The organism is Enterobacter cloacae complex sp. I1M (assembly GCF_014982425.1).
Lineage (GTDB): Bacteria > Pseudomonadota > Gammaproteobacteria > Enterobacterales > Enterobacteriaceae > Enterobacter > Enterobacter intestinihominis.
Map to the genome: position 1 here is coordinate 215699 of NZ_JADCLG010000019.1, position 24140 is coordinate 239838.

Consider the following 24140-nt stretch of genomic DNA (forward strand, 5'->3'; position numbering starts at 1 on the left):
CGAGCAGTCCCCTCTCCCCTGCGGGGAGAGGGTTAGGGTGAGGGGGAAAATTGACTACTTCGCCTTAACCTTCCCCGCCACCAGCAGCGCGGTCAGCAGCATCAGCGTACCGGAGATCACCAGCGGTGACGTCAGCCCCAGATGGTCGAGCGCTACGCCGCCCACCGCCGCGCCGCAGGTGTTCGCCAGCTGGATCACCGCCACCTGAATCGACCCGGCTTTTTCCGCCTGATCGGCAAGCGAGCGGGTGATCCACGTCGACCAGCCCACCGGCACCAGCGCAAAGGCAAAGCCCCAGACAATCGCAATCGCCGATGCGACCCACTTGTCGCTGCCCCACAGCACCAGCACCGCGGCACTGATCGCCAGCACCAGCGGCGCACCCGCCAGCGCCACCTTCAGGGAGCGCTTCAGGAACTGAGACGACAGTGAGGTGCCGACGAAGCTGGCGATACCGAAGCTCAGCAGCACCAGCGTCAGGCCATCCACGTCAAAGCCCGCCATGGTCATATACACCGGGCGAATATAGGTAAAGAAGGCAAACTGCCCGGCAAAGGCCATGAAGATGGCGGTCATCCCCGCCAGCACGCCCGGACGCTTGAGCAGCGCGAACATGTTCTGTTTGTGGTGCGCCGCTTCACCCGGCAGAGACGGTAGCGCTTTCCACACCCAGATAATGCACAGCACGCCCATCACTGCCGCCGCGTTAAAGACGTTACGCCAGCCGATAATCCCACCAAGGAAGCTGCCCAGCGGCGCGGCAATCACCAGCGCAATAGAGACCGCGCCGAAGATAACGGACAGCGCTTTTGGCACGGTGCGCGCGGGCACCAGGCGCATGGTCAGCGAGGCCGACATCGCCCAGAAGCCGCCTAACCCCAGCCCCAGGCAGGCGCGACCCAGCAGCAGCAGGGTGAAGCTTTCAGCGAAAGAGACCAGCAGGCAGGAGAGCGTCAGCAGCACGCTGAACAGAATGACCACTTTACGACGGTCAATGGTGCCAATCGCCTGGGTGATAAACAGGCTGGCGAACATCGCCACAAAAGCGGTGACGGTAACGGACTGCCCCGCCACGCCTTCGGAAATGCCCAGATCCTGCGCCATCGGCGTCAGCAGGCTGACCGGCAGAAACTCAACGGTGATCAGGCAGGCGACGCAAAATGCCACGGAGAAAACCGCCGACCAGTTGGGGCGAGACACCTCTTTGGCCTGCGGCGGAGTCGTGGGCTGGATATGTTCTGTCATGGCATCACCTGAGATAAAAACGTGCGGAAAAGTCGCGCAGTTTATCATCAAAAGTGTGACGGATTTAACGATTTGACAACTTTTGTGGTTTTAGAGGGGATCAGTGCAGATAAAACACACCTTCTTCCGGCAGAAATAGCTGGTTATAGCGCAGCTGGAAGGCGTTCAGCTCCTGCGGATCGGGCTCCATTTCGCGCATAAAGCCAAGTGCCAGTCGAATTTGCGCATCGGTAATGGGTGCGGCAAGGCGGGCTTTACGCAGCATACGGTGCCAGGTATGCAGATTCTCTTCACTGCCGTCGACAATGCAGACCTGCCAGATGAGCAGCACCTGCGCCGCATTTTGCAGATGTGCCTCGTCGGGGCGCTCAAGGTAGCGGATAAACTCATTGCCCGGCGTTTTACCGAACTGATCGATCATCGACTCGACTGGCATCGGGGTGATGCCCAGCCGCTCGCTTAAACGTTTGATGGCGCGGCGGGAGTCTGAGGTCAGGACACGAAATCCAACCACAAATACCACGGCAAGCGTTGCCAGCATTATCCAGACCATGCGTTCTCCTTAGACTAGCCGCCCATCATAGCGGGAAACGCAGCGCGTCAACAGCGGGAACGGCCAGAATAGTGAACCGAAAAAAGCTGGATAATTGCGATGAAAGCAATCCCGCGCAGGCGTGGCTGCGCGGGCTGTTGCTGGAGACCCGTCAGCGCGCCTGAAGCCCTTTCAGCAGCGCGTCGTGGAAACGTTCAGGATCCTGCATCTGCGGCGCGTGGCCCATGTCGTTAAACTCGACCAGCGTCGCGTGCGGAATGCGCTTCGCCGTCTCTTTGCCCAGCACCGCGTAATTGCCGAGCGTCTTGCGGATCTCCGGCGGGGCGAGATCTTTCCCGATGGCGGTATTGTCCTTCGTACCGATCATCAATAATACCGGCATCTTCAGCTCGCTAAATTCATAGACAACCGGCTGGGTATAAATCATGTCATAGAGCAGCGCCGAGTTCCACGCCACGCGCGCTTTACCCGGCCCGTTGTTCAGCCCGGCGAGCATGGTGACCCAGCGCTCGTACTCCGGTTTCCACTCCCCGGCGTAGTAGGTGTTTTTCTCGTACTGACGAATACCGTCGGCGCTAACTTTCAGCTCGCGCTGGTACCACTGGTCGACCGTAATATGCGGCACGCCGCGCGCTTTCCAGTCTTCCAGACCAATCGGGTTCACCATCACCAGCTGCTCTACCTGGTGCGGCCACATCAACGCATAGCGGGTTGCCAGCATGCCGCCGGTCGAATGTCCTATAACCGTCACGCGCTCGACGCCCAGCGTTTTCAGCAGCGCGTGGGTGTTATCCGCCAGTTGCTGGAAGGTGTACTGGTAATGCTCCGGCTTGGTGGATTTACAAAAACCAATCTGGTCAGGGGCGATCACGCGATACCCACCGGCCGACAGCGCGCGGATAGTGCCGTCCCAGGTGCCAGCACAGAAGTTTTTGCCGTGCATCAGCACCACGGTGCGGCCGTTGGGTTTTTCCGGTTTCACGTCCAGGTAAGCCATATCCAGAGGCTGGTTCTGCGAGGTAAAGGTAAAGTGTTTTACCGGCCAGCCGTAGTCAAAACCTTCCAGCTTCTCGCCGTAGGTGGGGGCATCCGCGGCCATTGCGGGGGACGCCAGCGCCATCAGCAGCGCCAGGCAGGACAATCGTCGGGTTAACATGCAAGCTCTCCGTTAGCAAAAGGGCTAAGGCTGCACGAAAGGCGGCAGCAAAAACACTGTAGAGCATAGAGAGGAGCGAGTGTGTAAAGCGGAGTAAAGGTAGGCCGTGCAAAATAAAAAAGCCCGGCATCACACACCGGGCAAAGAAGTTACCTGCACACTCAGGCTACTTTTAATTTCTGCGCACGATTCTCACGGCGGATCTTACGCTCTTCCAGCACCGCAACCATCGTCATCAGGACGATACAGCCAATCGCGGCGGCATCCAGCGCGGCGAAGGTGCCCGCCCAGCCGGTAAGGCCGAAAATCGGCGTGCCGTCGGCGATCATCCCCAGACCCAGCTTTGCGAAGCTGTCGCCGATCAGGTAGGCGAAGGTGCCCTTAATCCCATCGGCGGCGCCGATCGCTTTTTTCGGGACGAAGCCCACTGCCGCCACACCGATCAGTAATTGCGGACCAAACACCAGGAAGCCGAGCGCGAACAGGGACGCCAGGTAAATGTACTGGTTGCTGGCGTGCTGGTAGACGCCAAGGGTGGCGATAATCAGCGCCAGCGCGACGCAGGCCACCAGCGCGCGGCGGCCATTGGCGAGGTCGGAGAGCCATCCCCACAGCAGCGTGCCGACCAGCGCGCCCACTTCAAACAGGGTGAAGCCCTGAATCGCCACTTCTTTAGAAAGCTTCAGCTCCTGGAAGGCATACACGGTGGACCACTGGTCGATACCAATGCGCACCACGTACAGGAAGATGTTCGAGAAACAGAGCAGCCAAATCACTTTGTTTTTCAGCACGTACTCAACAAAGATCTGCCATTTGGACATCTCGTTTTCTTCGGTCTCTTTGTCCTCTTCGCTGATCTCTTCCCCGAACAGCTCTTCGGCTTTGCCGAGGCCGTACGATTCCGGGGAATCGCTGCCGTAGCGCAGGCCGATAAAGCCAACAATCAGGGCAATAATCGACGGGAAGATAAACATGCCGATGACGTGACCGTCGAACAGGTAGTTCGCGCCGAACAGCGCCACGCCTGCCGCACCCGCTCCGCCGAGGTTGTGGGAGATGTTCCACATGCCGAGGTACGAACCACGCTTGCGGCGCGGGGTCCATTTGGTGATGGTGGAGTAGCTGCACGACCCGCCGGTGCTCTGGAAGAAACCGCTCAGGGCGTAAAAGGCGATCATCAGGAACAGGCTGACGGAGCCCGCGCCCATGCTGGCGCTGAAGCCGAGCATACAGATGGCAGAGAGGATCAGCATAAACGGCAGGAACTGCTTGGTGTTTTTGCCGTCCGCATAGTAGGAAACAACGGTTTTCCCCACGCCATAGGTGATGGAGAAGCCCAGGCCAATCATCCCCAACTGCGTCATGCTCAGCCCGTAGGTGGAGATCATGTCGTTCTGCGCGATGTTAAAGTTTTTGCGGATCAGGTACATAGTCAGGTAGCCGATGAAGACCACCAGATAGGACTGCATGAACGGTTTGAACCACATTTTGCGCCGCACGTCGAGCGGCAGATCCAGGGTCGGCTTGCGCACCTGATTTAAGAAGGCCAGCATGACTGAGTTACTCCTGAGCTGATTTTTGCAGCATTGTAAAAACCAGCCAGGAGAGATGCCTGAGACAGCGTCCAGGTGAAACCGGGAAAATTTCTTAGTTTTGCGCGACTCGGCAGCAAAAGGTGAGGCGCGTCACGCTTCGCGCGGTGCCTGCGCGTGCAAAAACGGCAGCAACAGCAGGGCGGAGATGCCCGCCGCGATAGCGATCACCGCGAAGAACCCGCTCCAGTGCCAGATGTCGATCACCCGCGCCAGCGGCCAGCCGGAGAGCGATGCGCCGAGGTAGGCAAACAGCCCGACAAAGCCCGTCGCCGCGCCTGCCGCCTCTTTGTGGGAGCACTCTGCCGCCGCCATGCCGATCAGCATCTGCGGGCCAAAGACGAAAAAACCGATGGTGAAGAAGCACGCCGCCTGCATCACGTAGCTGGCGAACGGCATCAGCCACAGCGAGCCGACGGAGAGCAAAATACCGGCGGCGAAGATCAGGTTCATCGGCCCGCGGTTGCCGTTGAAGAGCTTGTCCGAGCCCCAGCCCGCCACCAGCGCGCCGATAAACCCGCCCAGTTCAAACATGGTCACTGCCGAGTTGGCGGTCACCAGATCCACACCGAGCGTCTCGGACATGTACAGGTTGCCCCAGTCGTTGATGGCCGCGCGCACCACGTAGACCAGCACGTAGCAGAGCGACAGCAGCCAGATGTAGGGGTTTTTCAGTACGTATTTGGTGAGGATCTGCTGGCGGGACAGCCCGGCCCCCTCCTGCTGCTGGGCGATCTCCATCTCGTCGTGCCGCCAGTCGCCCACCGGTGGAAGGCCGACGGTTTGCGGCCTGTCGCGCAGGCGCCAGCAGAGGAACAGCCCGGCGACAATCGCGAGGCTACCGGCAATCATCATCCCCGCACGCCAGCCGTAGTGCAGCGCGGCAGCCCCCACCACCATCGGGATCAGCGCTCCGCCAACGTTATGCGCGGTATTCCATATCGCCCACCAGCCGCCGCGCTCGTTGCGTGAGTACCAGGCGGTCAGCAGGCGGGCGCAGACCGGCGCGCCCCAGCCCTGGAAGAAGGCGTTCAGCGCCCACAGCAGGGCGAAGGCCCAGAGCGAGGTGGAGAAGCCAAACAGGATGTTCACCACGCCGGTGGCGATCAGCCCAACGCCCATGAAATAGCGCGCATTGGAGCGGTCGCTGACGATGCCGGAGAAGAACTTCGACAGACCGTAGGTGATGTAAAACAGCGTCGCCAGCAGGCCGATGTCGGTGCGCGCCATCACGCCGCTGGCGAGGATCTCCGGCGCGGCGGCGTTGAAGCTTTTGCGGGTGAAGTAGAACAGCGCGTAGCCGAGCCAGATAGTGACCAGGATATGACGTCGCCAGTAGCGATAGCGGGCGTCGATTTCCGCTTTGTTGCCTAGCGGGGCGGCGCTGGCCGGGGTTTTAAACATGGTACGTCCTTAACGGCAAACTGACGCTGACGCGCGTCCCGTGGGTGCAGGAGATCGTCAGCGTGCCGCCCAGCGCCTTCACGCGCTCGCGCATGCCCGCCAGGCCAAAGCCCTGTTGGCCGGATCCCGGCGGCAGGCCGCAGCCGTCGTCTTCAATCACCAGCATCAGGCGCTCGTCCTGCTGCCAGCCCTGGATCGTGACCGCGCTGGCACTGGCGTGTTTGACGATGTTGTTCAGCCCCTCCTGACAGACGCGGAACAGCGTCACGCGCTGACCTTCGCTCAGGATAGCTTCATTGATGCGCCAGTCGAGATGGCTGACTATCCCGCGGCTTTCCAGCTCCATCTCGCGCATCAGGGAACGCACCGCCTGCTCCAGGGACAGATCGTCAAGCTGGCGCGGGCGCAGCCGTCCTAACAGGCGGCGAACGGAGTCATAGACACCCAGCGAAAGCTGTTCGATATGCGCCCCGCCCTGCTTCACACCCGCGTTTTCTGCCGCCAGGCGCTGGACAATGCCCGCCTGGGTGCGGATGGCGGTGATGGTCTGACCGATGTCATCGTGCAGCTCGCGGGCGACCTCCTGGCGCACGCTCTCTTCCGTCTCCAGCAGACGCTCCGCCAGACGGCGATTGCGCGCCAGCTCGGCTTGCAGAGACTGGTTCAGCTCGCGCAGACGCTGGATGCCCGCCCCCAGCAGCAGCCCGGTCAGGCTCTGGGCCAGCAGCGAGAGCAACAGATCTACCGGATGATCGTGCCAGGTCTGGCTGGCGATCAGCGCGATGGCGTTCATCAGGGTCGCGATCAGCGCCCCCTGCCAGCCGTAGTGCCAGGCGAGGGCGATGATCGGCAGCGCCAGACAAAACGGCGTGAAGCGTGATAATTCAGCGGGCAGACCAAGCTGCAACCACAGGCTCACCACAAACAGCAGCAGATACCAGATCAGGTGCCGGGCGCGCCAGTTCACCGGCTGGGAGACCAGCGCCGGGCCGAGCGGCTGCCAGACGGTGCTGGTAAGGTAATGCCAGAAAACCAGGCAGGTCGGTGCCAGCGTCAGGCCGCCGGTGAGGGTCAGCAGCAGGGCGTTGAGCACCTCCTTTTCGCCCACCCACGGCAGGGACTGCAACAGCGCGGCGGCAATCAGCGCCGCCCCCTGACGCAGCAGCGTGCGCCAGTCGCGCTGGTGACGGTAGCGGGAAATCAGGGCGACCGGGATAAGCGTGAGCAGGCTTCCGGTCATCAATAAGGGCAGATGCGCCAGCGCCACTTCCTGCGCCAGCCAGATCAGCATCAGCCACTCTGCGCCCAGCAAAACGGGCCAGTAGCCGCGCGGGCACTGAAGCATCAGTCCCAGACGCAGGCCAAAGGGGAACAGCAGCACCGCCAGCTCCGGGCGTTCCACCAGATGCAGGCTGATGCTCCACAGGCAGAACCATGCGGCGGAGAAGATAAAAAAGCTGGCGACGACGGCGATCAGCCGTGAAAAAACGGGGCTCATTGCCAGCTGTCAAACATACGGCGCGCCAGCTCGACATCGTTACTGACGTTGAGTTTTTCCATCAGGTTGGCGCGATGAACGTGCACGGTTTTCGGGGACAGATCCAGCTCCGCGGCAATCTCTTTCACCGACATGCCCTGGGCAAGTTTCTCTGCCACCTGACGCTCGCGTCTGGTGAGCGGATCCTGCCGTCCCGCCGCCAGCTTGATGGCGATATCCGGCGTCAGGTAGCAGCCGCCGGTGGAGACGGTGCGCACGGCGGCAATCAGCTCGTCGGGGCTACAGCGTTTAGAGAGGAAGCCGCGCGCGCCCGCGTTGAGCGCCTGCTCGACCAGCGCCGGGCTGTCGTGGACCGAGAGCATAATGGTCGCCATCCCTTTCGGCAGCTGGCTTAACAGCTCCAGCCCGGAGAGATCCGGCATTGAGATGTCGCAGATACAGACCTGCACCCCGCGTCCCGGCAGGCCCGCCAGCGCCTCGCGACCGGAGCCAAACTCGGCCACGACCTGAAAATCCGGTTCGAGGTTTAAAAGCTGGGCAAAGCCGGAGCGGACGATAAGGTGGTCGTCGATAAGGGCGATGGTGGTCATGGTTTGATCCTGATGCGTGAACACGCCGGATGGCGGCGTAAACGCCTTATCCGGCCTACGTGTAACGTCCTTGCAGGCTGGATAAGCGCAGCGCCATCCGGCAAAAGCCTTTTACCTTAAGTGATTTACTCGAAAAACACCGCAATTTTGTTAAACATGGTGGGATCGGACTGGTTGCGTGCCACTTTGGTGACATCTTCCAGCTTGTCGATCTGCGCCATCATCTGCTCCAGACGCTGATCGTCGTTCACCAGTAGCCAGATGCGGCTGTGCTCGCTGCCCTGAATCGGCAGGCACAGAATGCCTTCCACGTTAAACGCCCGTCGGGCAAACAGCCCGCAGACGTGGGTCATGACGCCAGGGTGGTTGCGGACGGTGAGTTCCAGAATGACATTATCACATTGTTTCTGCATGGCTTATTCCCCCACCATCTCAGTATTGGCCGCACCCGGCGGCACCATCGGATACACTTTTTGTTGCGCGTCGATACGCACGTGGATCAGCGCCGGGCCAGGGCGAGAAATCGCATCCTGCAACGCCGCGTGGGCATCTTCTTCGGCGTTCAGATCGCAGGTGTGCAGGCCAAAACCAGCGGCAATCTGCATGAAGTTGATCATCCCCGGATAGGTCGCCGCAAACACGCCCTGCTTATAGAACAGGCTCTGCTGCTGGTGTACCAGGCCCAGCGCCTCGTTGTTCATCAGAATGATTTTGACGTCTAACTGGTTTTCGGCTGCGGTGGCCATCTCCTGAATGTTCATCATCAGGCTGCCGTCACCGGAGAAGCAGATCACCTTACGGTCCGGGTTGGCGAGCGCCGCGCCAACCGCTGCTGGCAGGCCGAAGCCCATGGTGCCAAGGCCGCCGGAGGTCAGCCACTGGCGCGGGCGGTTAAGCGGATACGCCTGGGCGGTCCACATCTGATGCTGGCCGACGTCGGTGGTGATAATCGCGCTGTCATCCACGCAGGCGGCAACGGCGTTGATAAGGCCATAGTGGCTCAGCGGGTCGCCCTCGGTTGGGATAGCGCCCGGGAACTCGCGTTGCAGATCGGCTACCAGCTGGCGCCAGTCGGCGCGGTCGTTTGCCTCCGTCTGTGGGATCAGCTGTGCCAGCACCTCGGCCACGTCGCCCTGAATCGCCACGTGCGGCTGCTTGATTTTACCCAGCTCGGCGCGGTCGATATCCACATGAATGATTTTGGCGTTCGGGCAGAACTCCTCGGTTTTGCCAATCGCCCGGTCATCAAAACGCGCCCCCATAACAATCAGCAAATCCGCCTCTTGCAGGATGTAGTTGGTGCTGCGCGCGCCGTGCATGCCCAGCATGCCGAGAGAGAGCGGGTGCGCTTTTGGCAGCATGCCGAGCGCCATCAGGGTCATGGTGGTAGGCAGGTTGGCTTTTTCCGCAAACTGGCGGATTTCATCCGCGGCGTTAATCGCCCCGCCGCCCAGATAGAGCACCGGACGTTTGGCGGCGTTAATCATGGCGGCGGCGTCGCGCACGCTCTCAGCGCTGAACTCCGGCGCGGGGGCACGCTCGCCCGGCTCCGGCAACACGTCGATCTCGATCTCTGCGGTCTGGACATCCTTAGGAATGTCTATCCACACCGGGCCCGGGCGGCCAGACTGCGCAATGCGGAACGCATCGCTGATAACCTGAGGAAGCTCTGCGATGTCGCGAACTAAATAGTTATGTTTGGTGATGGGGATAGAGATGCCGTAGGTATCCACTTCCTGGAACGCATCGGTACCGATCATCGAGGACGGCACCTGGCCGGTAATGCAGATCAGCGGAATGGAGTCGAGACGCGCGTCGGCGATGGCGGTGACCAGGTTAGTGGCGCCCGGCCCGCTACAGGCCATACACACCGCCGGTTTGCCCTGGGTACGCGCCATGCCCTGAGCGATAAAGCCTGCGCCCTGCTCGTGACGCGCCAGCACGTGGCGGATCTGTGTACTTTGGCTTAACGCATCGTACAGCGGCAGCACGGTCCCACCCGGGATGCCCGCAACGGTGGTGATGCCCTGTCGTTCCAGTAAATGAACAATCAGCTGCGCGCCGGTGAAACGCGTTTTTGTGGATGTTGTGCCCGAACTTGCCATGCTCCAGTCCTTTTCTTCTGGGCCGACTTTCCGGGGAGGCTCTTAAACGAAAAACCCCGCCCGGTTTGCGCCGGCGGGGTTTTGGATTCGTGTGTTGATCCAGTCCCTACGGCGCATTGCCGACGACCACCACCACACGCACGACGACCACTGCGGCAGGTTGCGCAGTTTTTAGTAGGGTCGAAGTGAAGATGGATGAAGTCATTGGGGACCTGTGTTTGGAATCATTGATAGAATTTATACAAACACAGGTTTTCGGATGTGACAATGGAAATATTTTCAACTGCCCAAAAATGCGTCAGGGATCACGTTTCGTTTGTTGGGCGATGACACTCAATAAAGGGTTTTTACTCACTCAATAAATAGCGCAGGTGATACCCCAAATCTGGCCGCCAGCTTTTTAATATGGTTCAGAGTAAGCTGTCTCTGACCATTCAGAACCCGTGAAACCATCGATTTACTACCAATTTCATCCGTAAAATCCGATATCGTCAGATTGTATTGATCCATCAAGGTTCTCAAAACTGCAATTCCGACGGGAACGGACTCCATCTCCTTGCGTAATGCGACTATCTCTGGCCGATTAGCTTCGTAATGGCTAATTCTGGCGCAAACAATATCCAGCAAGGGGCTATTGGGCTCGTTCATAAGGAGATACTCAACCAGCTCAAGCGCATCCTTATAATCTTTCTCGCTCGGCTGTTCACCCAGTAAAGGAACGGCCGCAACAAGGGCGTGCGTAGCTTTCATTGCATCAGCGACGATCATCATTTCTTCCCCTTAGTGCGATGTTTCTCCGTAAAACGGTCATATTCCTTATGAGTAAAAACATGGCGCACATAAAACTTTTGGCTTTCAAAGAATATGAGAGCCACTACTCTGAGATTGTTATTTGCAATATCAATAACATAATGCTTATCAAGATACTTGAAGTTATCCAGCGTTGGGAAAAGTTTTCTCAGTGCAGCGGGCGTCGGGCAGTGGCTCTTTTAAATAACTCGTCCTAAAAAGAGAAGCTCTTCTCTGTATTGCGGGAACTGGCTTACCGCATCCAAAATTGCCTTCATTGAGATTAAATGCATCCTGCTTGCCTGCCGCGTCCGTTGCCATTATGGCAACGATAACACCTATTGCCAATAAGTCAACGGAGGATACTATTTTCACTTCGTCAGAAAACAAAAAACCCCGCCTAAGCGAGGTTTTTATCAGGGTTTTGCGGTTGGTCGCCGCAGAACACACTGTGTTACGTCAACGCAAAAAGTATACGCGATCGAAGACGAACGCGCAATTCCGGCACGGATTTTGACGTTTTTGAGTATGGATCGCCTTCCAAAATTTGTCCATAAAATACTGTTCATGCATACAGTATTTATCTATACTGAGGGTGTTCGCAGTGAGCGAGGGGGCCGCAGTTTACCGGCGCAACGAAGTCCTGGCTGAAACGGGTGGTGCCGTCAGTGCCTTAACCCCTGAAGTGAGCACACTGTGTTACGTCAATCCAGGTGCTGGCCACAGGCGGCGGAAAGGTACGCCAGCATCGTGCTCCTTTTAACCAAAAGGAGACGCGTATGAGCGTCGTGGATATGGTCATACTTGTCCTCAAACTCATTGTTGCTGTATTGCAACTGCTTGATGCTGTCCTGAAATACGTTAAGTGATTCAGGTTCAAGTCGCACCTGAGAGGGGCGGGCAACCGCCCCTCTTTAATAACGAGGGAATGCTATGTCGCGTCTGTTAATTGAGCCTGTTACGCCTGATGAACCGGGCTATATCGCCCTGAAGGCCGAGAGTATCGCGTTAAATTTCAATATGCTGCGCAGGCTGGAAGAGAACTGGCAGCGCGGTGAGAATCGCTTTAACGCGCCGGGTGAAAAGCTGCTGGGTGCGTTTCTTAACGGCAGGCTGGTGGGCGTGTGCGGTCTAAATCGCGATCCATTCAGCCAGCAGCCGCGCGCCGGACGTATTCGTCATCTCTACGTCAGCGAAAAGTGCCGTGGGCTGGGGATTGGAAAACAACTTTTGACCGTGGTGATGGCGGATGCCAGCATCTGGTTTGATTTTCTTAATACCCATGCGCCGGAAACCGCGTACGGATTTTATCATCGGGCGGGCTTCAGGCTGGTGTCAGACGAGCCCCGGGTGACGCACCGCCTTTTTTGCGCAGTGTAAGCGGCTGGCAGCCTCGACGGGGGAATGTTACAGTTGGATGACATTTCACCAACCGATCCGCCATGTCCATCACCGTTTTCTGCATTTTACTGTTCGCCGCACTGCTGCATGCCAGCTGGAACGCCATCATTAAAGCCGGAACGGACAAGCTCTACTCGGCGATCGGGGTCAGCGGTTCAGCCGCGCTTATTGCGCTGATTTTACTCCCCTTCTCGCCCCAGCCGACTGCCGCAAGCTGGCCATATTTGTTCGTCTCCTGTGCGTTACACTGCTCGGCGGCGTCGGGACGATGGGATCTTACGGTCTGGCACTCTGGGCGATGACTCAGGCGCCGCTGGCGGTGGTCGCCGCACTACGTGAAACCTCTATTCTCTTCGGCGCATTCATCGCATTTGTGCTTTTAAAAGAGAAGGTTGTGGGCCTGCGCATCGCGGCGGCGCTGGGTATTGCAGCCGGTGCGGTCCTGCTGCGCCTGGCGTAATTCGCTGGCAACATTAGTTGCCGATCTTGTTTACAAATCCTGCCTTCACGCCTTCTGTCATTCATCACAGTAATGCTTAAATTGTCATCTCTCTGTGGTAGATTCCTCGCGCATTTATGGGAATGCGTAGTCACTTATTCTTTATTTATCTCTTTTGGCAAAAGTATTCAGCGACATGAAAAAGCAACGGAACGTGAACTTATTGTTGATGCTGGTGTTACTGGTGGCCGTCGGGCAGATGGCGCAAACCATCTACATTCCGGCGATTGCCGATATGGCAAAAGATCTGAGCGTCCGCGAAGGTGCGGTACAGAGCGTGATGGCAGCCTACCTGCTGACCTATGGCGTTTCACAGCTGGTTTATGGTCCCCTGTCCGATCGCGTCGGGCGTCGTCCGGTCATTCTGGTGGGCATGAGCATTTTCATGGTGGCGACGGTGATTGCCATTATTACGCACAGCCTGACCATCCTGATTGCCGCCAGCGCCCTCCAGGGCGTGGGCACCGGCGTCGGCGGGGTCATGGCGCGTACCCTGCCGCGTGATATGTACCAGGGCACCCAGCTTCGCCACGCCAACAGTCTGTTAAATATGGGCATTCTGGTCAGCCCGCTGCTCGCCCCGCTGATTGGGGGTCTGCTGGACACCGTCTGGTCCTGGCGCGCCTGTTACGCCTTCCTGCTGGTGCTGTGCATTATTGTCACCTTCAGCATGGCGCGCTGGATGCCGGAAACACGTCCGCAGGACGCGCCGCGCACGAAGCTCATCGCCAGCTACAAAACGCTGTTCGGTAATGGGTCGTTTACCTGTTATCTGTTGATGCTAATCGGCGGCCTGGCGGGCATTGCGGTGTTTGAAGCCTGTTCCGGCGTGCTGCTGGGCGCTGGTCTTGGCCTGAGCAGCATGGTGGTGAGCATTTTGTTTATTCTGCCGATCCCGGCGGCGTTCTTCGGCGCATGGTTCGCCGGACGTCCGAACAAACGCTTCTCTACGCTGATGTGGCAGTCGGTGATCAGCTGTCTGCTGGCCGGGCTGATGATGTGGATCCCGGGGCTGTTTGACGTGATGTCGGTCTGGACGTTGCTCATCCCGGCGGCGCTGTTCTTCTTCGGCGCGGGCATGCTGTTCCCGCTCGCCACCAGCGGCGCAATGGAGCCGTTCCCGTTCCTCGCGGGCACCGCTGGTGCCCTGGTCGGCGGTTTACAGAATATCGGTTCCGGCGCGCTGGCCTGGCTTTCGGCTATGATGCCGCAGACCGGGCAGGCGAGTTTGGGCCTGCTGATGACCCTGATGGGGCTGCTGATTTTGCTGTGCTGGCTGCCGCTGGCGTCGCGCGTCCCGCATCACGAACAGCCGGTTTAACCGCATGATGGCCCGGCTTCTCGCCGGGCTTTTCACACACGGGCGCAATCATCGCCTGTAATAACGGCTCTGGCGCAGGCCGCCAGGCACCCTCTTCCCCGTCGTAAAACTGGAAGTCCGCGTTAAGCGCATACGGGATTTTCGCCTTTTGCAGCTCGCAGGCCATATAGTTGGCGAAGGCCATTTGCGAAGCGGTTGGCGTGAGGTGGTTTGACTCCCCCACGCCCCAGCCCCCGACCCAGCTAACGTGCCCGGTTTTTTGCTGCCAGTGCAGCGCGGCATTGATTCGGTTACGGATAGCCGCTTTCTCAGCCGCGGTTCCGGACGTCCACGGGTATTTGCCGTTCGTTTTCAGCGGACCCCAGGGGAAAATATGCCATTCCGCCAGCAGGTAATTCTGGCTGTGTGCGGGCAGCTTCAGGCTGGATAAATCCTCCGGCGCGGCGCGCAGACGAGGGGCGATAAAAATCATGCGGCTGGCATCAATGGCGTGAATGTCTTTGATCGCTTTCTCATACACCCGGTTGAGCGAAGCAACGTTGTGGTTGAGCTTGTCCGCCGGTTCGTAGATCAGGTCAAACCCCAGCAACGGCGAGCGCTGACCAAAATAGTGCGCCACGGCAATCCACCAGTTGATCACCGCTTTTTCGGTATCCGCTTTCGGGTCGTTTTTATATTCATCGGCCTGATAAGCGATGATGGGGATGACGCCGTATTGCTCGCAAGCCTCCACCAGCTTACGCAGGTGAATCAACCGCGCTTCCGTCGGTTCGCCCGCCACCCGAATACGGACATGATGTATGCCTTTCGCCTGGAAATCACGGACCACCAACGGGTCGAATTCGCGTATACCGCGCTCGGTGCGGGCCCAGTCGACATCCATTCCGACGCCCAACATCTGCGCGTAACGGGCAGCCGTCAGGGGTGGCTCAGCGGCACAGGCCCAGCCGGAAGCGAGCGCTAACACGGTGACAATTAACGGCTTTAACACGACGCCCCTTGCAAATAATCAAATGCTTTACTCTGTATTTAGCATGCTTTTTCACAATTGGTGTAGAGTCAAAACGAACTAAATTCTGAGACAGATTATGAAAACGACTGACCTGACCGGCCTCATTGACCGGTTTCCGCTGCTGGCGGATTTGATTGCCCTGAAAGAGATCACCTGGCTTAATCCGAACACCACGACGCTGGCGGAAGGGTTGCCATATGTCGGGCTGACCAAAGCCGACGTGGACGACGCGCATGCGCGCCTGAAACGCTTCGCGCCGTATCTGGCGAAAGCCTTCCCGGAAACGGCGGCAACGGGCGGGATTATCGAATCCGAACTGGTCGCGATCCCGGCGATGCAAAAGCGGCTGGAGAAAGAGTCCGGCAAGGCCATTCCAGGCACGCTGCTGCTGAAAAAAGACAGCCATCTGCCGATTTCCGGCTCCATTAAAGCGCGCGGCGGTATCTATGAGGTGCTGGCCCACGCGGAAAAACTGGCGCTGAAAGCCGGGTTGGTGAGCGTTGAAGATGACTACAGCATCCTGCTGGAGCCACGCTTTAAAGCCTTCTTCAGCCAGTACAGCATCGCGGTGGGTTCAACCGGCAACCTGGGGATGTCCATCGGCATTATGAGCGCGCGCATCGGCTTTAAGGTCACGGTGCATATGTCCGCAGACGCCCGCGAGTGGAAGAAAGCCAAACTGCGCAGCCACGGCGCGATCGTCGTGGAATATGAGCAGGATTATGGCGTGGCGGTGGAGCAAGGGCGCAAAGCGGCGGAAAGCGATCCAAACTGTTTCTTTATTGACGATGAGAACTCACGCACGCTGTTCCTGGGCTACGCGGTTGCAGGTGAGCGCCTGAAAGCGCAGTTTGCCGCGCAGGGGCGCGCGGTGGATGCTGAACATCCTCTGAACGTTTATCTGCCGTGCGGCGTCGGCGGCGGGCCTGGCGGCGTAGCGTTTGGCCTGAAGCTGGCCTTTGGCGATAACGTCCACTGTTTCTTCGCCGAGCCCACGCACTCCCCGTGCATGCTGCTGGGCGTTTACACCGGGCTGCACGATGAAATCGCCGTGCAGGATCTGGGTATTGATAACGTGACGGCGGCGGACGGTCTGGCGGTAGGTCGCGCGTCTGGCTTCGTGGGCCGCGCGATGGAGCGTCTGCTTGACGGGTTCTATACCCTCTCCGATCAAAGCATGTACGACCTGCTCGGCTGGCTGGCGCAGGAAGAAGGCATTTGTCTGGAGCCGTCGGCGCTGGCGGGGATGGCCGGGCCGGTACGCATAACGGCGAATGCTAACACTACACACCTGGTCTGGGCGACCGGCGGCGGCATGGTGCCGGAAGACGAGATGGCGAAATATTTAGCGAAAGGGAAGTAAATATGCCGGGTGGCGGCTGCGCCTTACCCGACCTACAGGTGCAAAATTTGTTGAATGTGGGTGACCGCAAACAGCAGTGACAGCGACAGCACGGCCAGGGCGATAAGGAACTTATCCCGCACCGCCTTCGGCTGTACAAAGTCGCTCTGCGCCACGTCCATCAGGTTACGACTGCGGGTGTAGCGCCATAAAATGATGGCTACCAGCGCCAGCACAACAATGGAGATCCAGAATGGCGCCCCCGTGCGGTGCCAGTTGTGCTTAATGGCAAGCGCGATCAACGCACCATACCCCAGCAGCGTGCGCAGCCAGGCCAGCGAGGTTCGCTCCGGCTGAAGCCCGGGGTCCGCTTCCCGCCGCGCTTTGCGGCTATCCGGCATACAGCACCAGTAACATCACTACGCCCGCAACCATCAGCAAAATCGTACTGATGATGATCAAACCGCGCGTGTAGGGGAGATCCTGCTTCAGACGCATCGCCTTTTCATTTCTCAGCCAGCGCAGATAGCCATAAATCGCCAGCACGCCGGCAATCAGGCACAGCAGCAGGGCCAGCACTTCGCGAATCAACGGAGTGGCAAAATCGGGGGCGAGCTGATCAAGGCCAACGCCTGCGGCCAGAAAGCCCAGGGCGGTGCGGATCCACGCTAAGAACGTGCGTTCGTTAGCCAGTGAGAAGCGGTAGTCCGGCGCTTCACCGAGGCGGGAAATGTTCATGAAGGTTCCTTGTCGTGCAGCATGCAGGCTTCAGCATAGCGTAATTCAGCCAGGACAAGGAGACCGGCATCTGGCGATGCCGGTCAGAAAGATTAGTGCAGCTCTGGCCAGTAATCCTTATTAGCTTCAATCAGATCGTCCAGAATCGCCTTCGCCACCGATGCGCTCGGTACGGTTTTCGACAGGGTAATCGCCTGCCAGAGTTTCTGATACGAGCGCTGCTCCCAGGCGTCCACCACCAGTTTTTCCACCGCCACCTGCTGGCTCATGAGCCCTTTCTGGAAGTGCGGAATATCACCCACGGTCAGCGGCTCCGGTCCGTTGTGGCCGACCAGACACGGAATTTCTACCATCGCGTCGGCGTCAAAATTATGGATAGCCCCATTGTTAGGCACAATCAGCAACATGCGTTCCTGGGTATTAAAGGCAATCGCGGTCGCCAGATCGACGATGTACGATGCATGTTCGTCGATTTCCAGTTCACCGGCAGAAGAATGACCGGCTTCGATAATCGCCCGGCATGAACTGAATACATGCTTCTCACGGTGATCCATCACTTCATTGGCGCGGGTACGCTCCGGGTTGGAATGGGCGACCACATAGTCCGGGAACAGGTAATACTTCAGGTAGGTGTTCGGCATGGTGTCCGGATCCAGCGCCTGTACGTCTTTGGCCTTGGCGAAGGTATCGTTCCAGCTCGCTTCAGTATGCGCATCTTCCGAAGGTGGAACATAACCGTTTTTCGCCACGTATTCGCGCAGTTTCGGCATCAGATCGTTTCCGTTCAGATCTTCAATCGACGTCCACCAGCCGAAGTGGTTCAGACCGTAGTAGCGCACGCGCATCTCTTTGCGATCTTTCAGGCCGACGATTTGCGCCATACGGCCTTCAATGCCGATCGGCATGTCGCAGATGTTGAGGATTTTCGCGTTCGGACGCAGGCGGCGCGTGGCTTCCGCGACAATCGCCGCCGGGTTGGAGTAGTTCAGCATCCACGCGTTCGGGGAGTACTGCTCCATATAATCTACCAGCTCAAGCACGCCGCCGATGGAGCGCATGCCGTAGGAGATGCCGCCCGGCCCGCACGTTTCCTGGCCCAGCACGCCGTGGCGCAGCGGGATTTTTTCATCTTTTTCACGCATCGGGTATTTGCCCACGCGAATATGCGCCATCACGAAATCCACATCGGTAAAGGCTGCTTTCGGATCGGTGGTGTAACTAAATTCAATCTCAGGCGCCTGCTCCCTGAGGATGATTTTGCACGCCTCCGCGATAACCTCCTGACGTGCTCCGTCATTGTCATAGAACTTCAGCGCACGCAGCGGGAAACGGTCACGGTTGGCTAACAGCATCAGGACGATACCAGGCGTGAATGTACTGCCGCCGCCTGCAATAACAACTGAGAATTTTTTCATGATATAGCCTCTGTCAGAGTGGTTTGTTCGTTTGTTAAAGGGGTTTTCATCAGCGATTCCAGCTGGTCGCGCACCTGAGGAACGTGCAGACCGACAATCACCTGAATGCCGTTGCCGCGTCGCACCACACCGTGTGCGCCCAGGGCTTTGAAGACGTCGTCGCTTTGGGTTTTCGTCATATCCACCAGGGCGATACGCAGGCGGGTGGCGCAGTTATTGATACTTTCGATATTTGCTGCGCCGCCGAGCGCCTGTAAGAACCCAGCGGCCTGTCCGACTTGCTGGCTGGCTGCTGCCGGGGCGGTGGTTTGCCCACGCGCCGCCTTATAGTCGGCCTTGCTGTAGAGCTTGATTTCGCTCTCTTCCCGGCCCGGCGTTTTTAGATTCAGACGTTCGATAAGCGTCCTGAAGACCACGAAATAGAGAGCGGTGAAGCAGAGGCCGATGCCAATCTGGGTGAATACCGTCGAGGCGTGGTTATGGAACATCGGGATCCAGTTTTGCGGCAGGAACTGGTCCAGCAGACCGCCCCCCATGTTCCCCACCACCCCGAAGGTATACATCACCGTCGCCATCGTTGCGGCCAGCACGGCGTGGATGGCAAACAGCAACGGCGAGATAAACAGGAAGGTGAACTCCAGCGGTTCGGTAATACCCACCAGCACGGCGGTAAGCGTGGCCGGAACCAGCAGCCCCGCAACCTTGACGCGGTTTTCCGGCGACGCGGTGTACCAGATCGCCAGCGCAATCCCGACCGAGCCAAACACTTTCGAATTGCCGTGCAGGGCGAAGCCGCCTTCAGGGAACAGTGTTTTCAGCGGCACAGTGCTCTGGCTGAATTCCTGCAGGTGCTGCGCCCAGTAGACCTGAATGCCGCCCTCTACCGCCGCCGGGCCGAAGATAAACGGACCGTAGACGAAGTGGTGCAATCCGGTTGGGATCAGAATGCGTTCCAGGAAGGTATAGACCCATACGCCGAGCGCACCGGCAGAGCGCAGGAAAGCCTGCAGGGACTCAATGCCCATCTGCACTTTCGGCCAGCCCAGCAGCGTCAGCCAGGCGCAGGGCATCATCACGAAGAACGCGAGGATAACGACAAACGAGGTACCCTGGAAAATCCCCAGGAAGACTGGCAACGGCTTGTCGAAAAATCGGTTGTGGATGGCGGTGACGAGCCCGGAAATGATAATCGCCCCGATGATGCTGGTATCAAGCGTTTTGATTCCGGCAATCATCGCCAGCCCGCTGCCAGCAGTGGGTTCAGCAGAGAAGTCGACGCCAAAGAAGTGACCCCAGGTCATCCCCATCGCGTTGATAAAGTAGTTCCAGGTCAGAAAGCTAATCAGCACCGCCAGACAGGCGCGGCCCTGCGCCTGCTTTGCCAGGCCAATCGGTAAGCCGACAGCAAAAATCAGCGGCATATTGCGGAACACCGCCCAGCCGCCCTCTTCGATGATGTGAACAATCTGCGCGAACAGATGATCGGGGGCCGTTAAAGCTTCGCCGACAAACAGCGGGTTGCGAAGCATGATGGCGATCCCGACCACGATCCCGGCAAAGGGAAACAGTAAAACCGGGGTGAACATGGCGCCGCCAAAACGTTGTATTTGACTGAGCATTTTTAAATCCTCATGAAACAACCTGTAGGGGTAGAGGCCTTTATGATTTTTTACTGGCCTGAGGTGAGCATAAGAAGTTACTGATGCGGGAACATGGCGTGCCGCTGCGATTCGTGATCGCATTCATGGTTTTAATTTGACCAATCAGGTCTACTTTTGATAGCAAATATGGACAAGTTAAGACGTAATTCACGCCATAACGGGCGAGCAGAGGTCTACAGGTGATCTACAAATCTATTGCCGACAGATTGCGGCTACGGCTCAATTCGTCGGACTACAACATTGGCAGCCCGTTACCCGGCGAAAAAGCGCTGGCAAAGGAGTTTGGCGTAGCCCGGATGACCATCCGCAAGGCATTGGATCTGCTGGTAAGCTGGGGGCTGGTTGAACGTCGACACGGCAGCGGGACGTTCGTGGCGCGCAAAGACGTTCATCATGAAACGACTAACCTGACCGGGCTGGTGGAGGTACTGCGCCAGCAGGGGAAAGAAGTGCAGAGCAAGGTGTTGCAGTTTGAAGTGATGCCCGCGCCGCCCGCCATCGCCAGCCAGCTGCGGATTCAGGTTGATGAGCGGATCTATTTTTCAAGGCGGGTGCGTTACGTGGACGGAAAACCGCTGATGCTGGAGGACAGCTTTATGCCGGTGAAGCTGTTCCGCAATCTTTCCCTGGCGCATCTCGAAGGGTCTAAGTTTGATTACATCGAGAAGGAGTGCGGGATCACCATTAGCGGCAACTACGAGAGCCTGACGCCAGTGCTGGCAGATAAACAGCTGGCCGGTTATATGAATCTGCCGGAACAGACGCCGCTGCTGCGCATCACCTCTCTTTCCTACAGCGACAGCGGCGAGTTCCTCAACTATTCCGTGATGTTCCGGAACACCAGCGATTACCAGGTGGACTACCATCTGCGGCGTATCCACCCGGAAGACTTATTAGCCCATCCCCCAGAACAGCACCGCCAGTAGTTGCGGGGTGATAATGCGCAAAAACATCACCAGCGGATAGACCGTGGCGTAGGACAACGCCGCCGCGCCGCTGGTGGCGTGCAGGTTATTGGCGAACGCCAGCGCGGGCGGATCGGTCATGGAACCGGCCAGCATGCCGCACAGCGTGAGATAGTTCATTTTAGCGAACATACGCGCCAGTAATCCGACCGTTATCAGCGGGATGGCGGTAATGAATACGCCGTAGCCTACCCAGCTCATCCCTTCGCCGTTCACCAGAGTATCGACAAAATCGCCACCGGATTTCAGCCCCACCACCGCCAGAAACAGCACGATGCCCAACTCCCGCAGCGCCAGGTTAGCGCTCGGCGGCATAAACCAGTAGAGCTTACCGATGGAGCCGATACGCCCGAGGATCAGCGCCATAATGAGCGGCCCGCCTGCCAGCCCCAGCTTCAGTGCTACCGGGAAGCCGGGCACGTACAGGGGGATGGAGCCAAGCATGACGCCAAGCCCGACGCCGATAAAGACCGGCAGCATCTGCACCTGCTGGAGTTTTTGCTGGGCGTTGCCCACCATGTTCGCTACGGCATCAATAGATGAAGGACGCCCGACGAGGTTGAGAATATCACCGAATTGCAGGCTGGCATCCTGGCTGGCCACCAGCTCGACACCGGCGCGGTTAAGCCGGGAGATCACCACGTCATAACGCTCTTTTACCTGCAAATCGCGTATTTTCTTGCCCAGAACCTTCTCATTGGTCACTACCACGCGCTCCACGCGCATGTCCGTTCCACGGGTTGAGAGCGAGGTATCCACCTCCTGACCAATCACCAGCCGGGCATTGTTTAAATCCGCCGGTTGCCCTACCAGATGCAGGAGATCGCCGTGCTGAATGAGGGTGTCAGGTGAAGGCACCATCAGCGTGTCGTCACGTTTCAGGCGTGAACAGATAATGGTCGCGCTGTTCAGAATGGGAACATCCTGTATCGCCATATTATTCAGGTTAGGGTTTTCGACGCGAATGTTGATGGTTTTAATGAGCGCATGGCCGTTGGTCAGCGTGCTTTCATGCTCTTTCGCCTCCTGCTCGACGTTAATGCGGAACAGCACGCGCACCAGCCACATGGAGAGCAAAATACCGCAAATGCCAAACGGATAGGCCATGGCGTAGCTCATCCCCATCTGATCGACGACATCAGCAGGGATACCCAGATCGCGCAGAATTTGCTGGCCCGCCCCGAGCGCGGGCGTATTGGTTACGGCGCCGGAGAAGATGCCCAGCACGACGGGCAGCGGAATAGCGAAGAGTTTGTGCAGAATGGCGGTGACCAGCCCACCCATCACGACGATGCCGAAGGCAAAGAGATTAAGGCGTAAACCGGAGACGCGCAGGGAAGCGAAGAAGCCCGGCCCCACCTGAATACCGATGGTATACACAAAGAGGATCAGGCCGAACTCCTGGATGAAATGCAGCATATCGGCGCTGAGCACCCACCCAAGCTGGTCGGCAAAATGGCCGACAAAAATCCCGCCGAAAAGCACTCCGCCAATCCCAAACCCGACGCCGCGGATTTTGATATTCCCCAGCCATAGCCCCACTACCGCGACAAGGGCCAACACGCTGACGGTTAACGCGATATCACTCATGTTCCACATCCTGTGTATAACCTTAGTTATAACAGGGATTCTCTCAGAGCTGGCGGCGGTTGTATGGGCGATGGCGCACAAAAAAGCCCTGCCGGGGCAGGGCCTTGTGCGGTCTGTGAGCGTTGTCGGGTGGCGGCTGCGCCTAACCCGACCTACAGTTTCGGCGGGTTTGTTAACTGTTTAACGCCGGCCTGTCGCTAATGGCGATGCGCTGCGGCGCGATAGCTTCCGGCACGTTACGGGTGAGGTCAATATTCAGCAGCCCGTTAGTGAACGTCGCGCCAGAAACTTCCATATGGTCTGCCAGGGTAAAGCTCAGGCTAAACGGCTGAGTGACAAGCCCCTGATGCAACCATTTGGTCTCGGTGTCAGGTTTTTCCGGTGACCCTTTAACGGTCAGGCGCGTACCCTCAAGCTGGATGTCGAGATCTTCCTGACGGAACCCGGCCAGCGCAAGCGTGATGCGGTAGTGGTTATCATCGCTTTTTTCGATGTTGTACGGCGGAAACGTCTGCTGTTCGGTTGCGCTTTGCAGCGCGTTAGCCAGTTTGTCAAAACCGATCCACTGACGCAGCAGGGGGGAAAAATCATAGTTACGCATACTAAATCTCCTTCTGAGAAGCGAGTTCGGCACAGTTTATTTTTGTGCGCAGTTGTACCTGCAAACCCTTACGGATTCGCATATGCTCCCTTTACGGCAAGCAATTTCAGGTGGGCCGCAGCCGCGACCCGCTTAATTAATTGATTTCGATACGACGCGGTTTTTTCTCTTCCGGAATCACACGTTCCAGCTCGATAAACAGCAGGCCGTTCACCAGGTTCGCGCCCTTGACGTGGATGTTCTCAGCCAGCTGGAACTTGCGTTCAAAGTTGCGCTCTGCGATGCCCTGGTAGAGGTAGGTTCGTTCTTTCTGCTCGCCCGCATGGGAGCCTTTCACCACCAGCAGATTGTCCTGCGCGGTGATCTCCAGTTCGCTCTCTGCGAAACCGGCGACAGCAATCGCAATGCGATAGTGGTTTTCGTCAACCAATTCAACGTTGTAAGGAGGATAGCCGTTGCTCTGGCTCTGGTTGTTTTCTAAGTGGTTGAACAGACGATCAAAACCAATGGCAGAACGGTATAGCGGAGAGAGATCGAAATTACGCATAGATAAAAACTCCTGGAATCAGCGAGAAAATGTAGCCTTCCACCATGGACAGGCTTCTGCTTCCCCGAACACCCATCAGGCGTGTCCGTTATCGGGTTACATTCTTAAAATGGGTC

23 protein-coding genes, 3 pseudogenes and 1 other annotated feature are annotated in these 24140 nt (G+C 58.0%); of the genes and pseudogenes, 6 read left to right on the forward strand and 20 right to left on the reverse strand.

What is annotated here, in order from left to right:
• Nucleotides 1-54: 54 nt before the first annotated feature.
• The 12 genes and pseudogenes from nepI to INF86_RS12415 all read right to left on the reverse strand — a co-directional run bounded on the left by nepI (nt 55) and on the right by INF86_RS12415 (nt 11225).
• The gene (gene nepI, locus INF86_RS12360; protein WP_023298972.1) at nt 55-1245 is read right to left on the reverse strand and encodes a purine ribonucleoside efflux pump NepI; all 1191 of its coding nucleotides are present in this window, start codon (nt 1243-1245) and stop codon (nt 55-57) included.
• Between the two features lie 100 nt (nt 1246-1345).
• On the reverse strand, nt 1346-1798 hold the full coding sequence (locus INF86_RS12365) for a DUF1198 domain-containing protein (protein ID WP_014830062.1): 453 nt from the start codon (nt 1796-1798) through the stop codon (nt 1346-1348).
• A gap of 151 nt (nt 1799-1949) precedes the next feature.
• Nucleotides 1950-2954, reverse strand: coding sequence for an alpha/beta fold hydrolase (locus tag INF86_RS12370; RefSeq protein ID WP_193543573.1), 1005 nt, complete (start codon nt 2952-2954; stop codon nt 1950-1952).
• A 161-nt stretch (nt 2955-3115) separates the two neighbouring features.
• Nucleotides 3116-4507 (reverse strand): hexose-6-phosphate:phosphate antiporter, encoded by a 1392-nt coding sequence (gene uhpT, locus INF86_RS12375; protein ID WP_193543574.1) that lies wholly within the window; start codon nt 4505-4507, stop codon nt 3116-3118.
• Nucleotides 4508-4639: 132 nt separating this feature from the next.
• Nucleotides 4640-5950, reverse strand: a complete 1311-nt coding sequence (locus tag INF86_RS12380; protein ID WP_022646557.1) for an MFS transporter — start codon at nt 5948-5950, stop codon at nt 4640-4642.
• Entirely contained in the window at nt 5943-7448 is a 1506-nt protein-coding gene (uhpB, locus tag INF86_RS12385; protein WP_032626673.1) for a signal transduction histidine-protein kinase/phosphatase UhpB, read from the reverse strand. The genes INF86_RS12380 and uhpB overlap by 8 nt, the downstream gene beginning before the upstream one ends.
• Nucleotides 7445-8038 carry a transcriptional regulator UhpA gene (uhpA, locus tag INF86_RS12390; RefSeq protein ID WP_022646555.1) on the reverse strand — a complete coding sequence of 198 codons (594 nt, stop codon included), beginning with the start codon at nt 8036-8038 and terminating at the stop codon, nt 7445-7447. Before uhpA ends, uhpB begins: the two co-directional genes overlap by 4 nt.
• Nucleotides 8039-8163: 125 nt before the next feature.
• Nucleotides 8164-8451 carry an acetolactate synthase small subunit gene (ilvN, locus tag INF86_RS12395; protein WP_015570113.1) on the reverse strand — a complete coding sequence of 96 codons (288 nt, stop codon included), beginning with the start codon at nt 8449-8451 and terminating at the stop codon, nt 8164-8166.
• 3 nt (nt 8452-8454) lie between these two features.
• Nucleotides 8455-10143, reverse strand: coding sequence for an acetolactate synthase large subunit (ilvB, locus tag INF86_RS12400; protein WP_193543575.1), 1689 nt, complete (start codon nt 10141-10143; stop codon nt 8455-8457).
• A gap of 106 nt (nt 10144-10249) precedes the next feature.
• Nucleotides 10250-10348, reverse strand: a complete 99-nt coding sequence (ivbL, locus tag INF86_RS12405; protein WP_057979964.1) for an ilvB operon leader peptide IvbL — start codon at nt 10346-10348, stop codon at nt 10250-10252.
• A gap of 146 nt (nt 10349-10494) precedes the next feature.
• Nucleotides 10495-10914 (reverse strand): type II toxin-antitoxin system HigA family antitoxin, encoded by a 420-nt coding sequence (locus INF86_RS12410; protein WP_193543576.1) that lies wholly within the window; start codon nt 10912-10914, stop codon nt 10495-10497.
• Nucleotides 10911-11225, reverse strand: a pseudogene (locus INF86_RS12415) (type II toxin-antitoxin system HigB family toxin). Before INF86_RS12415 ends, INF86_RS12410 begins: the two are co-directional and overlap by 4 nt.
• Nucleotides 11226-11711: 486 nt before the next feature.
• On the opposite strand from INF86_RS12415, the gene tisB reads away from it, so the two are divergent.
• From tisB to emrD, 4 genes and pseudogenes are all read left to right on the forward strand, one after another.
• Nucleotides 11712-11801 carry a type I toxin-antitoxin system toxin TisB gene (gene tisB / locus INF86_RS12420; RefSeq protein WP_022646551.1) on the forward strand — a complete coding sequence of 30 codons (90 nt, stop codon included), beginning with the start codon at nt 11712-11714 and terminating at the stop codon, nt 11799-11801.
• Between the two features lie 64 nt (nt 11802-11865).
• On the forward strand, nt 11866-12312 hold the full coding sequence (locus INF86_RS12425; RefSeq protein ID WP_023298965.1) for a GNAT family N-acetyltransferase: 447 nt from the start codon (nt 11866-11868) through the stop codon (nt 12310-12312).
• Nucleotides 12313-12374: 62 nt separating this feature from the next.
• Nucleotides 12375-12793: pseudogene (locus INF86_RS12430) on the forward strand (EamA family transporter).
• 175 nt (nt 12794-12968) lie between these two features.
• Complete coding sequence (gene emrD, locus INF86_RS12435) at nt 12969-14153, forward strand: multidrug efflux MFS transporter EmrD (RefSeq protein WP_193543577.1); 1185 nt, start codon at nt 12969-12971, stop codon at nt 14151-14153.
• On the opposite strand, the pseudogene INF86_RS12440 reads toward emrD, so the two are convergent.
• Nucleotides 14059-15144: pseudogene (locus tag INF86_RS12440) on the reverse strand (cellulase family glycosylhydrolase); the annotation flags it as partial. The gene emrD and the pseudogene INF86_RS12440 overlap by 95 nt on opposite strands.
• Nucleotides 15145-15241: 97 nt before the next feature.
• Here INF86_RS12440 and dsdA point away from each other — a divergent pair.
• Nucleotides 15242-16528 (forward strand): D-serine ammonia-lyase, encoded by a 1287-nt coding sequence (gene dsdA, locus INF86_RS12445; RefSeq protein WP_193543578.1) that lies wholly within the window; start codon nt 15242-15244, stop codon nt 16526-16528.
• Between the two features lie 32 nt (nt 16529-16560).
• On the opposite strand, the gene INF86_RS12450 is transcribed toward dsdA, so the two are convergent.
• The 4 genes from INF86_RS12450 to INF86_RS12465 form a co-directional block, all read right to left on the reverse strand.
• Entirely contained in the window at nt 16561-16908 is a 348-nt protein-coding gene (locus tag INF86_RS12450) for a DUF202 domain-containing protein (RefSeq protein WP_022646545.1), read from the reverse strand.
• Nucleotides 16898-17245: a YidH family protein gene (locus tag INF86_RS12455; RefSeq protein WP_022646544.1), complete on the reverse strand. Its 348-nt coding sequence runs from the start codon at nt 17243-17245 to the stop codon at nt 16898-16900. The genes INF86_RS12450 and INF86_RS12455 overlap by 11 nt, the downstream gene beginning before the upstream one ends.
• Before the next feature lie 92 nt (nt 17246-17337).
• On the reverse strand, nt 17338-18660 hold the full coding sequence (locus INF86_RS12460; RefSeq protein ID WP_038414984.1) for a 6-phospho-alpha-glucosidase: 1323 nt from the start codon (nt 18658-18660) through the stop codon (nt 17338-17340).
• A complete protein-coding gene (locus tag INF86_RS12465) occupies nt 18657-20279 on the reverse strand; it encodes an alpha-glucoside-specific PTS transporter subunit IIBC (protein ID WP_063150655.1) in 1623 nt (540 codons plus the stop codon). Before INF86_RS12465 ends, INF86_RS12460 begins: the two co-directional genes overlap by 4 nt.
• A 221-nt stretch (nt 20280-20500) precedes the next feature.
• On the opposite strand from INF86_RS12465, the gene INF86_RS12470 reads away from it, so the two are divergent.
• A complete protein-coding gene (locus tag INF86_RS12470) occupies nt 20501-21247 on the forward strand; it encodes a GntR family transcriptional regulator (RefSeq protein ID WP_022646541.1) in 747 nt (248 codons plus the stop codon).
• Here the strand turns inward: INF86_RS12470 and INF86_RS12475 are convergent.
• The 3 genes from INF86_RS12475 to ibpA form a co-directional block, all read right to left on the reverse strand.
• Nucleotides 21215-22876: a putative transporter gene (locus tag INF86_RS12475; RefSeq protein WP_023305138.1), complete on the reverse strand. Its 1662-nt coding sequence runs from the start codon at nt 22874-22876 to the stop codon at nt 21215-21217. The two genes, INF86_RS12470 and INF86_RS12475, sit on opposite strands and share 33 nt — an antisense overlap.
• 172 nt (nt 22877-23048) lie before the next feature.
• Entirely contained in the window at nt 23049-23477 is a 429-nt protein-coding gene (gene ibpB, locus INF86_RS12480; protein ID WP_022646539.1) for a small heat shock chaperone IbpB, read from the reverse strand.
• A 136-nt stretch (nt 23478-23613) separates the two neighbouring features.
• Nucleotides 23614-24024, reverse strand: a complete 411-nt coding sequence (ibpA, locus tag INF86_RS12485) for a small heat shock chaperone IbpA (protein ID WP_003861094.1) — start codon at nt 24022-24024, stop codon at nt 23614-23616.
• Nucleotides 24018-24092, reverse strand: a sequence feature (ROSE (Repression Of Heat Shock gene Expression) occurs in the 5'-region of heat shock genes and acts as an RNA thermometer to modulate expression.). It overlaps the preceding gene by 7 nt.
• Nucleotides 24093-24140 lie beyond the last annotated feature (48 nt).

Excerpts from the sequence above, each read along its gene's own strand:
- nepI (WP_023298972.1), bottom strand. The coding sequence starts at position 1,245 with ATGACAGAACATATCCAGCCCACGACTCCGCCGCAGGCCAAAGAGGTG.
- INF86_RS12365 (WP_014830062.1), bottom strand. The coding sequence starts at position 1,798 with ATGGTCTGGATAATGCTGGCAACGCTTGCCGTGGTATTTGTGGTTGGA.
- INF86_RS12370 (WP_193543573.1), bottom strand. The coding sequence starts at position 2,954 with ATGTTAACCCGACGATTGTCCTGCCTGGCGCTGCTGATGGCGCTGGCG.
- uhpT (WP_193543574.1), bottom strand. The coding sequence starts at position 4,507 with ATGCTGGCCTTCTTAAATCAGGTGCGCAAGCCGACCCTGGATCTGCCG.
- INF86_RS12380 (WP_022646557.1), bottom strand. The coding sequence starts at position 5,950 with ATGTTTAAAACCCCGGCCAGCGCCGCCCCGCTAGGCAACAAAGCGGAA.
- uhpB (WP_032626673.1), bottom strand. The coding sequence starts at position 7,448 with ATGAGCCCCGTTTTTTCACGGCTGATCGCCGTCGTCGCCAGCTTTTTT.
- uhpA (WP_022646555.1), bottom strand. The coding sequence starts at position 8,038 with ATGACCACCATCGCCCTTATCGACGACCACCTTATCGTCCGCTCCGGC.
- ilvN (WP_015570113.1), bottom strand. The coding sequence starts at position 8,451 with ATGCAGAAACAATGTGATAATGTCATTCTGGAACTCACCGTCCGCAAC.
- ilvB (WP_193543575.1), bottom strand. The coding sequence starts at position 10,143 with ATGGCAAGTTCGGGCACAACATCCACAAAAACGCGTTTCACCGGCGCG.
- ivbL (WP_057979964.1), bottom strand. The coding sequence starts at position 10,348 with ATGACTTCATCCATCTTCACTTCGACCCTACTAAAAACTGCGCAACCT.
- INF86_RS12410 (WP_193543576.1), bottom strand. The coding sequence starts at position 10,914 with ATGATGATCGTCGCTGATGCAATGAAAGCTACGCACGCCCTTGTTGCG.
- tisB (WP_022646551.1), top strand. The coding sequence starts at position 11,712 with ATGAGCGTCGTGGATATGGTCATACTTGTCCTCAAACTCATTGTTGCT.
- INF86_RS12425 (WP_023298965.1), top strand. The coding sequence starts at position 11,866 with ATGTCGCGTCTGTTAATTGAGCCTGTTACGCCTGATGAACCGGGCTAT.
- emrD (WP_193543577.1), top strand. The coding sequence starts at position 12,969 with ATGAAAAAGCAACGGAACGTGAACTTATTGTTGATGCTGGTGTTACTG.
- dsdA (WP_193543578.1), top strand. The coding sequence starts at position 15,242 with ATGAAAACGACTGACCTGACCGGCCTCATTGACCGGTTTCCGCTGCTG.
- INF86_RS12450 (WP_022646545.1), bottom strand. The coding sequence starts at position 16,908 with ATGCCGGATAGCCGCAAAGCGCGGCGGGAAGCGGACCCCGGGCTTCAG.
- INF86_RS12455 (WP_022646544.1), bottom strand. The coding sequence starts at position 17,245 with ATGAACATTTCCCGCCTCGGTGAAGCGCCGGACTACCGCTTCTCACTG.
- INF86_RS12460 (WP_038414984.1), bottom strand. The coding sequence starts at position 18,660 with ATGAAAAAATTCTCAGTTGTTATTGCAGGCGGCGGCAGTACATTCACG.
- INF86_RS12465 (WP_063150655.1), bottom strand. The coding sequence starts at position 20,279 with ATGCTCAGTCAAATACAACGTTTTGGCGGCGCCATGTTCACCCCGGTT.
- INF86_RS12475 (WP_023305138.1), bottom strand. The coding sequence starts at position 22,876 with ATGAGTGATATCGCGTTAACCGTCAGCGTGTTGGCCCTTGTCGCGGTA.
- ibpB (WP_022646539.1), bottom strand. The coding sequence starts at position 23,477 with ATGCGTAACTATGATTTTTCCCCCCTGCTGCGTCAGTGGATCGGTTTT.
- ibpA (WP_003861094.1), bottom strand. The coding sequence starts at position 24,024 with ATGCGTAATTTCGATCTCTCTCCGCTATACCGTTCTGCCATTGGTTTT.